Source organism: Pseudogracilibacillus sp. SO30301A (assembly GCF_037072025.1).
GTDB lineage: Bacteria > Bacillota > Bacilli > Bacillales > Amphibacillaceae > Pseudogracilibacillus.
On record NZ_JAXHDD010000033.1, the window covers coordinates 1 to 12,179 of the forward strand.

Here is a 12,179-nt window from a genome sequence, read left to right on the forward strand (position 1 = left end):
CAACAATTTTTGGATATCCTTATAAAATCTATCGATTTTAGATGTTTTATTTCTCAAAGGTCCTTATAACAGCTGGTGTTTCTACTGAACTTTCAGTCCCGCGCAATGTTGGGCATGCCTATACGTATATAGTTGACGAGGATCCTGCTGTCCGTTCCGAAGTAGAGCGAATTTATACGTGGTTAAAGGATAACAAAACATCAATTAATTAACGTATATTTGGTTCCAAGCAAATTTTTTATTACTTGGAACCTTTTATTTTTAAATTTTTGGCTAGTTATGTCCCTCTATTAATAATGTTCTTGCATGATAATTTCTTAATTAAAATAGGGAGTATTATAAATGTTTTTATGCACTACCCATTTAGCATCCATTTTTTGTTTGTGATCTGTTTCTTTGGCCGGATATCCCATTGGAACGAGACCTAACGGTTGGACATAAGGAGGTAACTGAAGTAGATTTCTAATTTTTTTTTCAAGGAATCCACCAACCCAGCAACCGGAAATGCCTAATTCCGTAGCGGCTAATAACATATTTTGGACAGCGGACGTGGTATCCAAAGGAGCCAACTTATAACCTAGATCGCCATATCTGGCAACGGTACGTTTAAAATTAACACAAGGAATGATGATGATACTTGCGTCTTCAATCCAGTGTTGGTTTAATGATCCTTTCGAATAAAAACCACTAAAGGTACATGTTACTACTTTTTCTTTTGCCTCTGGTTCATCAATTATTATAAATTCCCATGGTTGCATATTGCCGCTTGCAGGAGCCATAGTCCCTGCGTTGATAATCTCTTCTAAGATCTGTTTTGGGATTTCTTTCCTGATAAATGATCTGCAGCTAACTCTTTTATAAATTGCATCAATCCGCGGATATTTATTCAATTGATTCATTTCCAATCCTCCTTGCTTACTACTTCTGAAATAGACAGTCGAGGGGGAGAGAATATTTCATCATTGCAGTATCCGGCAGTTATTATGGTACTTGGCTCTATGTACCATGGCAATTTTAAGTTTTCCTTTAACTTTTTGGGATCAAATTCTCGTAAACATGTTGTACAGACTCCGTGTGATTGTGCTATTAAACGAAAATTTTGAATTGCTGATTCAGCTTCTTGAATGGCAATTCTTTCTCCTATTTCTCCGACTCTTGCAATTGCTCTTCTATTTTCAATTAGAACAATCGCTACAAAAGGCGCTTGTAGCAGCCACTTTTGAGCTCCATAACTATCTTTTGTAAAGTAGGGATTTAATGTAGCATCAATTATTTGATGCCGTGTATTCGTTTTATCAACAACAAGTAATTCTCTAGCTTGTGTACTGACAGAAGATGGACCTAAAATAAATGCTTGAAACATCTCTTCCAAAACTTTTTTGGGAATGATTTGATCCTCAAAATTTCTAACATTTACTACTTCATTCATTATTTGCAGTAATGTTTTGGACAATGGCTTCCTCTCCTAATAAATAATTTACAGATTTTCAAATTACTTTTTTAATGAAAACTAGTATGCAAGCGCTTTTATGTAAAATCATAATAGGTACACTGTCTCTCTCTTTATAATTATAACACTACCACATACAGAAATTATAATGCAACCCTAAATTGCATACATTTTGGTCACTCAATTTATCCAATGATTACCATTAGGTATTTAAATGTTGCACTGAAGTATAATTAACGTTATATTTAGCAATTACTATCGCTTATGCTTCTGTTTAAGACTTTCATTCTAAATTGTTTAAATTATGAAAGTTTTTTAAAGAAACTGTTGTTAATGGAATAAATTATATGCTATAATTATTTTTAAATAAGGACAACCGTACCTTTATAAGGTACAAAGTAAAAAGAGCGCTTACAAATAGTTTGATGATTGGGCTAATGGTAAGTGTGAAATTGGAGGGAATAGCGTGAAGAAGAACATTATTGGCTTTATTTTATTTTTATTTGCAAGCGTTATCTTTTTGAGTGCTTGCGGGGGGAATGATGAGGAAAGTGGTAGTAGTGGAGAAAATATTGAGGGAGCAGAAGAGGTTGTTCAATTAAGTGAGATGCCTGATCGTCCATTCGTATTTATGTCGCAACAGATAATTGAAACGATTGATCCGGCCAAGCATACGGATGAAACAACAACGGCAGCTGTAATTAATATATATGATGCGCTAGTTTATCCGGATGTAGAGGCAGGAACGATTGACCCTTCTCCTAATTTGGCAACAAAATGGGATGTTTCCGAAGACGGCCTAACTTATACCTTTACATTACGTGATGATGTACAATTTCATAGCGGAAATTCCTTAACTGCCGATGACGTTGTTTATTCTATGCAACGCCTACTTGCTATTAAGCAAGGAAGTTCTTGGATGTTTTCCGATGTTTTAGAACCGGAAAATGTGAAATCAATCGATGACCATACAGTAGAGTTTAAGTTAAATACACCATACGCTCCATTTGTATCCACGCTTACACAATTATATGTAGTGGACAGTGAGTTAGTAAAAGAAAATGCGGTTGATGGTGATTATGGTGAATTCGGTGACTATGGTGAATCGTTCTTAGAAAATAATACGGCCGGAAGCGGTCCATATCAGGTAGTATCATTTGATCGAAGTTCTGAATTAAGTTTAACAAGGTTCGAGGATTACTGGAAAGGCTGGGAAGAGGGTCAGCTTGATGAAGTTAAAATCCGTGTTGTGGAGGAAGAAGCAACAGTTAGAACACTGCTTGCTGCAGGTGACGCGGATATGGCAAACCAATGGTTATCAATGGAAAGCTATAAAAACTTTGAAAATATGGAGGGCATAGAAGTTGCGGAAAATGTTGATACATCTATTTATCATATTCCAATGCATACTCAAAAACCCCCATTAGATGATGTGAATGTACGCAAAGCGATTGCATATGCTTTTGACTATGAGACTGCTGTAAACGACATTATGAACGGTGCTACACAAGCACGTGGACCAGTGTCTGAGGCAATACCAGGGCATAATAATGAGGCAATTCAATATTCAAAAGATATTGAAAAAGCGAAAGAATTTTTGTCGCAATCAAAATACGCTGGTGAAGAGCTTGAGATAGATTTTGTCTTTATTGGAGAATTCCCGGAACATAGACAATTTTCCCAATTATTACAAAATAACTTAAAAGAAATTGGAATTAATGTGAATCTGAAGCCAGATACATGGGCGAATATTACAGATATGGCGTCTGATATTGAATCTTCTCCACATATGTTCCTTGTAAATGTAGGTTTACGTTATCCACATGCGGATGCACATACATATGGTATGTATCATCCATCTGTTCACGGAAGTTATTTGGCAGCAAGCTGGTATGATAATGATGAGGTTACAAAGGTTCTAGAAGAGGGTCGTAAAGCAATTGACGTTGATGAACAGATGAATTATTATGCTCAAGCACAAGAATTAATTGCAGAAGACGCTCCATCTGTTTATATTGCAAACCAAACCCATAGAATTGCCTACCGCGACTATATTACCAACTATAAGTTTGTAGGTATTCTTGGATTTGATTTGAATTTCTATTATCTGAGAGCGAATCAATAATTAATAATGCTAGTATCTGAGACTTTTCAGATACTAGTAACTTTTCTTTACTATTAAATTTTAAAAAATATATCGGAGGGGAATAAAATGAGAATACATATCATTATGCCAGTGATATCAGATAAAATGAATGATACGATTATGGGACACTTAAGATGTGTTGCTTCTAGTGAAACGGAGTTAACAATAAGAACGGTAACGAGTGGTCCTTTGTCGATTGAATCAATGTTTGATGAAGGATATTGTGCAAGGCCAATTTTGGAAGAAGCACTTAAGCAAAGAGATAAAGGTGTCAACGGTATAATAATTTATTGCTTTGGAAATCCAGCAATCGAAGCGGCAAAAGAAGCTTTAGACATTCCTGTAATTGGAATCGGTGAAGCATCCCAAACGATTGGACTACCTTTATCTGATCAATTTGGTATTGTTACTACAGTTAGAAATTCTGTAGCACGAAATAAACGAAAAACGAGGACTTTAGGACTCTCAGATAAGTTAGGTGCTGTCATTCCACTAGATTTTCCTGTAGTTGAGTTAACGAATCATAACCAGGAACTAATTGATAAAATTTGTCATATTATTCAACCTTATGTACAAAATCAGACAATTGACTTATTGCATTTAGGCTGTGGTTATTTGATAGGTTTAGCAGATAAGTTATCAAATCAGTTAGGCATCCCAGTCGTTGATCCTGGATTAGCTGCCTTAAAATTAATGGAAGTATATGTGAAATTGAATCTAGTCCAAAGTCCAATTAGTTATATGACTCCTCCCGAAAAAGAGCGTATTTAAATGGTTACATATTAGTAAAGGAAGGTTATTGTCTATGAAAGAGTTTATTATAAAAAGAGTCTTACAGATGGTTCCTGTACTAATTGGTTTATCAATACTCATATTTTTCTTAACTAGAATTATTCCAGGTGATGCTGTAAGACTTGCGTTGGGACCTCAAGCAACTGAAGAACAAATTGCGGCGATGCAAGAGAAACTTGGTTTAAATGACTCGATTATTATTCAGTATTTTAACTATATGAAAGGATTATTCCAAGGGGATTGGGGTTATTCATTACGGACATCGCGAAATGTATTCGATGATTTGATTGCTACTTTTCCTGCAACATTTGAACTAACAACAGTAGCTCTACTTATTGCAATTATTTTAGGTGTTCCTCTTGGCGTTATTTCTGCTATCCGTAAAGATAAGTGGGCGGATCAGTTTTCACGAATTTTTGGTCTCACAGGTGTAGCGATGCCTCGATTTTGGTTAGGTATCATGCTGCAGATTGTATTTGCCTACTGGTTATCGTTATTTCCTATTATTGGAAGAGGAGATATTGAACTGACAACGATTACAGGAATGCGATTATTTGATAGTCTAATCACACTAAATATTCCTGCATTTATTGATAGTTTAAAACATATTATTTTGCCAGCGATCGCATTAAGTGTCGGTGCTATGGCGCAAATTATGCGACTTACACGGGCAAATATGCTTGAGCAGTTAAATAAAGATTATATTCTTGCATCAAAAGCATATGGATTACCACGAAACACGATTGTGTATAAATATATGCTTAAAAATGCTTTTACCTCTACATTAACGATTATTGGTTTAACATATGGATTTTTAATTGGTAATGCTTTTTTAGTAGAGGCAGTTTTTGGTTGGCCAGGTATGGCACAGTATGGTATTCAGGCGGTTATTTATCAGGACTTCAATGCTATTGTTGGTATTACACTGGTAATCGGTGTAGTATTTGCGGTTGCAAATTTAATTGTAGATATTCTTTATTCATATTTAGATCCGAGAATTAAGTATCAATAATGAATTTAGTTTCTTCATAGTAAAATTTTTGAAATGAAGATAATTGTTAGATTACGTAATAGTAAAGGGATAAAAAAACTGTATGAAAGAAGTGATAATAATCGAAAGCATAGCTAAAAATGAGAAAGTTGTAGAGAAACAAAATGTGAGTGAATGGCGAAAGTCGTGGCGAAGAATGAGAAGAAGTCCGTTAAGTATGGTTGGTTTAATTATTGTAACGTTTGTTATTTTGATGGCTATATTTGCACCTGTTGTGGCACCTTATCCAGACGACGTTTCCGGTGCAATTCATTTTGACCGAATGCTTGAACCGCCAAGCAGTGAACACTTACTAGGAACAGATGAAGTTGGAAGAGATATTTTAAGTAGGGTTTTGTATGGAGCAAGAATTTCATTAATGCTAGGCTTTATTGTACTAGGTTTATCTACATTAATTGGTTTACCGCTTGGTCTAATAGCTGGTTTCTGGGGTGGAAGAATTAATACAATTATTATGCGAATTGCAGATATTTTCTTATCTGTCCCTTCGTTAGTACTGGCATTTGCAGTTGCAGCGCTATTCCAACCCACATTAACAACTATCATGATCGCACTATCTTTTAGTTGGTGGCCTTGGGTAACGAGATTGGTACAAGGTGAAGTGTTATCTATTAAAGGTGAACAGTTTGTACAAGCAAGTATTGGAATAGGTGCAAGTAAATGGCGAATTGCTTTTAAAGAAATCTTACCGAATTGTATTTCTCCAATAATAGTAAAATCTACATTAGATATGGGATTTATTATTCTTATGGGAGCGAGTCTTGGTTTTTTGGGACTTGGTGCGGAACCGCCTACACCCGAATGGGGAACTATGATTGCAGAGGGAAGAGCATACTTACCTGAAGCATGGTGGGCAGCAACCTTTCCGGGACTTGCCATCTTGTTTGCTGTAATTGGTTTTAATTTATTAGGTGATGGTCTTAGAGATGTATTCGATGTTCAAATGGATGAATAGGAGTGAAAAATCATGGCTGAACCCCTACTCGAAGTAAAAAAATTAAAGATTAATTTTAGAACCGAAGATGGTATTGCCCAAGTAATTAATGATATTAATTTACATGTAAATAAAGAAGAAGTTATTGCTATTGTTGGAGAATCTGGATGTGGTAAATCTGTAACTGTACGGTCAATGCTTGGCCTGCTCTCTACTCTGCCAGCCCAATTTATTAATGGTGATATTAGTTTTGAAGACGAGAGTTTAGTAGGGTTATCTGAAAAGGAATGGCAAAAAATAAGGGGTAAAAAGATTTCGATGATCTTCCAAGATCCAATGACATCGTTAAATCCAGTATTTACAATCGGCGAGCAATTAATTGATGTTTATATGCTGCAAGGAAAATCAAGTTCTATTAATCTACCATCTAAGAAAAAGAAAGAGCTTAGAAATAAAGGAAGAGAACGCGCTATAGAAATATTAAAGAAAATGCGAATCCCTGATCCTGAATCGATATTAGATCGCTATCCAGTTGAATTGAGTGGTGGAATGAGACAACGGATACTGATTGCTCTAGCCTTAATTCATACACCTCAATTATTATTAGCGGATGAACCTGGAACAGCTTTAGATGTGTCTGTACAAGATCAAATTTTACAGGAGTTAAAAAGACTTGTTGCTGAAGAGAATGTTTCAATGGTTTTTATTACACATAATTTAGGGGTAGCTCGTATGATTAGTGACCGTATTTATGTTATGTATGCCGGGGAAGTAGTTGAAACAGCCGAATCTGAAGAATTGTTTAAAGACCCTAAACATCCATATACAAAAGGTCTGCTCAGTTCTATTCCTAAATTAAATGGAGAAATGGGCGATGGAATTGATGGAAGAATCCCTGATTTTGTAGACCCACCTCAAGGTTGCCGTTTCTATGACCGATGTCCCGTAAGAATGGAAAAATGTGCTTCCATGCGTCCAGAATTAATTGATGTTAAGTCGAATCACAAGGTAGCATGTCATCTGTTTGAGTAGAGGAGGTCAAAGATGAGTGAGAAAATTTTAGAAGTCAATGGATTAAAAACATATTTTCCAATATATAAAGGAATTTTAAAACGAAAAGTAGGGGAAGTAAAAGCGGTTGATGATATTTCATTAACAGTTAAAGAAGGAGAAACTGTTGCTGTCGTTGGGGAGTCAGGTTCTGGAAAAACAACCTTAGCAAAGACAGTAATGAAATTTATTGAGCAAACAGATGGGGAAGTGTTTTTTGAAGGAACAAACATAAAGGATATTAATGGAAGTAAGCTAAAAGAACTTAGAAAAGATATGCAGATGGTTCATCAAGACCCATCTTCTTCATTAAATCCTCGGAAACGTATTAGGCAAATATTGCTTGAGCCATTGATTATTCATAAAATTGGTACTCCGAAAGAAAGGGAAGAGAGAGTAAGAGAGTTAATAAATATTGTTGAGTTACCTGAAGAGTTTTTGGAAAGATATCCTCATTCTTTAAGTGGGGGACAGAAACAAAGAATTGGTATCGCAAGAGCATTGGCACTCGAGCCTAAATTCATTTTATTAGATGAGCCGACATCTGCTTTGGACGTTTCAGTACAAGCGAGGATCATTAAATTATTGAAAAAGCTCCAAAAAGAGTTTAATTTAACGTATTTTTTCATTACTCATGATTTAAGCCTAGTACGTAATATTGCGGATAGAGTTCTTGTTATGTATTTGGGAACTGTTATGGAACAAGGTGATGTAGAAACGCTTTATTCAAATCCCCAACACCCATATACTCAGTCACTATTTTCTTCTATTCCAGTTGTTGAAGAAAAAGAGCGTGAAATGTTACCGATAAAGATACCTCTTAAAGGAGAAATCCCTAGTCCAAGTAATGTTCCGACTGGTTGTAAGTTTCGTACACGATGTCCATTTGCGGAAGATAAATGTAAAGAACGACCACATTTGGAACAGAAAGAAAATGGTATCTATGCTAGTTGTCACTTTACAAAAGAGATTCAACAAAAAACGGAGATTATCTTATCAGAAAGTGTGAAGTCGATTAATGTATAAATCTAGAAGAATGAAGATTGCAACAAAGTTAAAGAATCAAGGGTATTCGTGGCTTGCCCTAGTGCCAGGTCCAAACCTTTATTACTTTACGGGACTTGCCTTGAAACAGTCAGAACGAATTTCGTTTGCATTATTATCAAATGCAGGAGATCTTGTTTTTATTTTACCAGAAGTAGAACAGAGTAAAGTCAAGAAAAAGGATGCTACGGATATCCTTGTTTACGCAGATAAAGAAGGGATTGAAAGTTTGTTTCCTCATCCTTTTTTTGACGGAATTTCAAAAGATTCAGTTGCGGTTGAAGATAACCATATGCGATTGGTAGAAGCGGAAGTTTTACAACAGTGTGGATTTGAAAAAATTGTTTCGTTTGGTGAGGAATTGCATAGAGAGCGTGTTATAAAGTCAGAAAAAGAGGCAAAAGATATACAAAGTGCGGTACATATATTAGAAACAAGTTTACAAAAAGTGTTGAAAATTATACAACCAGGAATGACTGAATTTGAAATTGCCGCTATTTTAGAATTTGAAATGAAAAAAGCCGGTTCAAAAGGAACACCATTTGAAACTATTGTAGCATCGGGCGAACGTGCTGCAATGCCTCACGGAAGAGCTTCAGAAAAGAAAATTATGGATGGAGAATTAGTCATTATTGATTTTGGTGCTTATTACAATGGTTATGTTGGAGATATGAGTCGTACGATTGCAATCGGAAATATTTCTGATAAGCAAAAGGAAATATATGAAACGGTGCAGATTGCTCAAAGGTTGGCTTTGGAACAAATTAAACCTGGAAAGACACCTCATGAAATTGACGTTGCAGCAAGAAGTTATATTACATCACAGGGGTACGGGGAATATTTTCATCATCGTACAGGACATGGCATGGGTATTGAAGCACATGAGGAACCTTATATTAGGCAAGGAAATTACGAACAGCTTCAACCAGGTATGGTCTTCACGGTTGAGCCAGGAATCTATTCAAAGGGTTCCTGTGGTGTCCGAATTGAAGATAATATTATCATCACAGAAACAGGATTTAAAAATTTTATGTCATTTTCAAAAGAACTGATTGTGATAGAAGAATGAGGTGGAGAAAATGAAGATTGCACATATTATGCCGGTAAATGCGAGTAAAGAACGAAAAGAAAAAGTTTTGAAAAAGTTGAAACAAGTTGTTCATTCAAATACAGAAATTGATATTATTGATTATAAAGATGGACCGGTAGACTTAGAATATTATGAAGATGATTTGAAGGCTGTTCAATTAATGATGGCTGATCGCGAGCGTCTGGCTCAATATGATGGTATTAATATTGCGTGTTTTTATGATCCGGGTTTAAGAGAATTGAGAGAAGTACTTGAAAACCCTGTAATGGGTATTGGTTTTGCGTCTATGACAGTGGCGAATATGCTTGGTAGCAAATCTACAGTTATTGTGGGGCGGGACAAATGGATCCCAAAAATGTCTGATAATAGTTTGATTTACGGACTAAATAAAAATGTTACAAATTGGCGGAGTGTTGGTTTATCCGTTCATCAATTAAAAAGTGAAAAAAAATTAACTAGAGAGAGGATACTTGAGCAAACACGGTTGGCGATTGAAGAAGATTTAGCAGAAGTAATTATTATGGGCTGTGCGGCAATTGATAATATTGAACAGGAGATTGAAGAAAAGTTTGGTGTACCAGCTGTAAATCCAATTATTGCAGGTATAACGATAACAGAAACATTAGCTCAATTAAGACTAAAAAATAATCTGTCACACAGTAAAAAGTATGATTATGCAATGAGGGTACAATAGAAAATAGTTTTATTTTAGCTCATGGATTGAACTGTCATTTGAACGGATGACAGTTTTTTATATTTAAATTTCAGAAGAAAATAATCGCCTTAGCTTAACATTTTACTGAGCTAAAGCGATATTAAATATATTATTACCCTATTCTACTTTTGTATTCTGGACTATTAGTTGGTGTTAGGTGTATTCTTTCTTTTGTAAATCCAATAATTTCATTTAGGTTTTCATCAATTATTATACCGTATTTCTCTTTTGCATCCCGGATGGTGATATAACCATTTATTACATCTTCTTTAACTTTTTCCGGTTTTCGGTGAAGAGGATTTCCATAACCCCCACCTGTTCCAGTGATTAGTTTTACTACATCGTCTTTGTCCAATGGAATTCGCGCTTTAAGACCATAAGGACCAAGCACGGTACCGTCTTTCTTTCTAATCACTACTTTATTTGGAGAACCTTCTTGTCCACCGTCAATGGACCAAGGAGCAAATTTATGGCGTCCAAACATACTTGTAACCGTTTGATTATCACTAAGTACACGGTAAGCTCTTATTACACCAAACCCTCCTGTATATTCTCCGGATCCTTGTCCGTCTGTATGAAGGCAATACTCGTCAATTAACACACCGAATCTTTTCTCTGCAACTTCAACAGGTACATTGTATGTTTCGCCTGGTCCTACACAAAATTGTGCACTATTTCCATCTAAGTTCTCACCAGCGCCCCATCCACCTACAGATGGTTCTACAATTAAAAACGGCTCCTTAGTGTCAGGATGATTTCCGGTTAATGTAATGGAACATATCGATAGAAAGTGACCGGCAACAAGTCTGTTGGGGAGATCGTTTGCTAGTGCTTTCCAAATTAGATCGGCACCACAAAGCCGTCCTTCAAAGTTGATAGAAACAGGTGCAGGTCGTTCTGCTGAAAGGATTGATTTCCTATCTGTAATGAGTTTCAGAGGTCTAAATACACCATCATTTATATTTTGTGTTGGATTGGTTACTGCTAAGAATAATGTTCTGACCCCGGCCATCAATGCATAATATGAACAGTTTACAGGACCTTTTACTTGCGGTTGGGAACCTCTATAGTCAACAATAAATTCGTCATCAGTAATCGTCACTTTGACCTTTATTTTAAAAGGTCCGTTTCCGAATCCGTCATCATCAATATAATCTTCAGCTGTGAATGTTCCTTTAGGTAATTTTTTCAGTTCTGCTTTAGCTACTTTTTCTCCTTGGTCCAGCAAGTGATCGATTGCATATAGTATTTGTTCCTTACCATGTTTATTACAAATTTCAAGAAATCTTTTTTCCCCTGTTTTAAGTGCAGCAACCTGTGCCCATAAATCTCCAATTGATAAATCAGGAAAACGTACATTCGCTTCAATCATTTCTACGACACTATCGTTTACTATTCCTTCATTAAATAGTTTTATGGCCGGAAACTGTAATCCTTCCTGATATATATCGGTAGAATCACTTGTAAATGATCCTGGGTCTTTTCCGCCAACTTCTGTCCAATGTCCTTTATTTGATGAAAAGGCTACTAATTCACCTTCGTAAAAAATTGGCATACAAAGTCCCACGTCGGATAAATGAGAACCGCCTCCTTTATATGGATCATTCATAATGATGATGTCTCCAGGTTTTAAGGCAGCACCATTGTCGTACTTTTTTAAAATTTCTTGAACCATCGTACTTAGCATTCCAATGAAACTCGTTACACCATTTCCTTGGGTGAGTAATTGTCCTCTGGCATCTGTCAAGCCAGTTGCATAGTCCAAAACTTCGTATATGATTGGACTCATTGATGTTCTTGAAAGAGCATAAAACATCTCGTCTCCAATAGCCATTAACGAGTCTTTAATGATTTCGAGGGTAAAAGGATTTATTTCATTTTTAATCATAGAATTAGTCGCTCCTTTT

Annotated in this window: 11 protein-coding genes; 8 read left to right on the forward strand and 3 right to left on the reverse strand. The window is 35.8% G+C overall.

Annotated elements, in window-relative coordinates:
- Window positions 1-317: 317 nt before the first annotated feature.
- Both SPD89_RS14900 and SPD89_RS14905 read right to left on the reverse strand, forming a co-directional pair.
- On the reverse strand, window positions 318-899 hold the full coding sequence (locus tag SPD89_RS14900) for a nitroreductase family protein (RefSeq protein WP_336262743.1): 582 nt from the start codon (window positions 897-899) through the stop codon (window positions 318-320).
- Window positions 896-1,453 carry a nitroreductase family protein gene (locus SPD89_RS14905; RefSeq protein WP_336262744.1) on the reverse strand — a complete coding sequence of 186 codons (558 nt, stop codon included), beginning with the start codon at window positions 1,451-1,453 and terminating at the stop codon, window positions 896-898. The genes SPD89_RS14900 and SPD89_RS14905 overlap by 4 nt, the downstream gene beginning before the upstream one ends.
- 463 nt (window positions 1,454-1,916) lie before the next feature.
- Between SPD89_RS14905 and SPD89_RS14910 the strand changes: the two genes are divergently transcribed.
- The 8 genes from SPD89_RS14910 (at window position 1,917) to SPD89_RS14945 (ending at window position 10,251) form a co-directional block, all read left to right on the forward strand.
- A complete protein-coding gene (locus tag SPD89_RS14910; RefSeq protein ID WP_336262745.1) occupies window positions 1,917-3,575 on the forward strand; it encodes an ABC transporter substrate-binding protein in 1,659 nt (552 codons plus the stop codon).
- 87 nt (window positions 3,576-3,662) lie between these two features.
- A complete protein-coding gene (locus SPD89_RS14915) occupies window positions 3,663-4,367 on the forward strand; it encodes an aspartate/glutamate racemase family protein (protein ID WP_336262746.1) in 705 nt (234 codons plus the stop codon).
- 34 nt (window positions 4,368-4,401) lie between these two features.
- Window positions 4,402-5,400, forward strand: a complete 999-nt coding sequence (locus tag SPD89_RS14920; RefSeq protein WP_336262747.1) for an ABC transporter permease — start codon at window positions 4,402-4,404, stop codon at window positions 5,398-5,400.
- Between the two features lie 82 nt (window positions 5,401-5,482).
- On the forward strand, window positions 5,483-6,394 hold the full coding sequence (locus tag SPD89_RS14925; protein WP_336262748.1) for an ABC transporter permease: 912 nt from the start codon (window positions 5,483-5,485) through the stop codon (window positions 6,392-6,394).
- Window positions 6,395-6,406: 12 nt separating this feature from the next.
- The gene (locus SPD89_RS14930; protein WP_336262749.1) at window positions 6,407-7,405 is read left to right on the forward strand and encodes an ABC transporter ATP-binding protein; all 999 of its coding nucleotides are present in this window, start codon (window positions 6,407-6,409) and stop codon (window positions 7,403-7,405) included.
- A 12-nt stretch (window positions 7,406-7,417) separates the two neighbouring features.
- Window positions 7,418-8,449: an ABC transporter ATP-binding protein gene (locus tag SPD89_RS14935; protein ID WP_336262750.1), complete on the forward strand. Its 1,032-nt coding sequence runs from the start codon at window positions 7,418-7,420 to the stop codon at window positions 8,447-8,449.
- Window positions 8,442-9,536: a M24 family metallopeptidase gene (locus SPD89_RS14940; protein WP_336262751.1), complete on the forward strand. Its 1,095-nt coding sequence runs from the start codon at window positions 8,442-8,444 to the stop codon at window positions 9,534-9,536. The genes SPD89_RS14935 and SPD89_RS14940 overlap by 8 nt, the downstream gene beginning before the upstream one ends.
- A 10-nt stretch (window positions 9,537-9,546) precedes the next feature.
- Window positions 9,547-10,251 (forward strand): aspartate/glutamate racemase family protein, encoded by a 705-nt coding sequence (locus SPD89_RS14945; protein WP_336262752.1) that lies wholly within the window; start codon window positions 9,547-9,549, stop codon window positions 10,249-10,251.
- 133 nt (window positions 10,252-10,384) lie between these two features.
- Here SPD89_RS14945 and SPD89_RS14950 read toward each other — a convergent pair whose 3' ends face one another.
- Window positions 10,385-12,160: a hydantoinase B/oxoprolinase family protein gene (locus SPD89_RS14950; RefSeq protein ID WP_336262753.1), complete on the reverse strand. Its 1,776-nt coding sequence runs from the start codon at window positions 12,158-12,160 to the stop codon at window positions 10,385-10,387.
- Window positions 12,161-12,179 lie beyond the last annotated feature (19 nt).

What these genes read in the sequence shown, in the direction of transcription:
- SPD89_RS14900 (WP_336262743.1), bottom strand. Translation starts at nt 899, where the DNA reads ATGAATCAATTGAATAAATATCCGCGGATTGATGCAATTTATAAAAGA.
- SPD89_RS14915 (WP_336262746.1), top strand. Translation starts at nt 3,663, where the DNA reads ATGAGAATACATATCATTATGCCAGTGATATCAGATAAAATGAATGAT.
- SPD89_RS14920 (WP_336262747.1), top strand. Translation starts at nt 4,402, where the DNA reads ATGAAAGAGTTTATTATAAAAAGAGTCTTACAGATGGTTCCTGTACTA.
- SPD89_RS14925 (WP_336262748.1), top strand. Translation starts at nt 5,483, where the DNA reads ATGAAAGAAGTGATAATAATCGAAAGCATAGCTAAAAATGAGAAAGTT.
- SPD89_RS14930 (WP_336262749.1), top strand. Translation starts at nt 6,407, where the DNA reads ATGGCTGAACCCCTACTCGAAGTAAAAAAATTAAAGATTAATTTTAGA.
- SPD89_RS14935 (WP_336262750.1), top strand. Translation starts at nt 7,418, where the DNA reads ATGAGTGAGAAAATTTTAGAAGTCAATGGATTAAAAACATATTTTCCA.
- SPD89_RS14940 (WP_336262751.1), top strand. Translation starts at nt 8,442, where the DNA reads ATGTATAAATCTAGAAGAATGAAGATTGCAACAAAGTTAAAGAATCAA.
- SPD89_RS14945 (WP_336262752.1), top strand. Translation starts at nt 9,547, where the DNA reads ATGAAGATTGCACATATTATGCCGGTAAATGCGAGTAAAGAACGAAAA.
- SPD89_RS14950 (WP_336262753.1), bottom strand. Translation starts at nt 12,160, where the DNA reads ATGATTAAAAATGAAATAAATCCTTTTACCCTCGAAATCATTAAAGAC.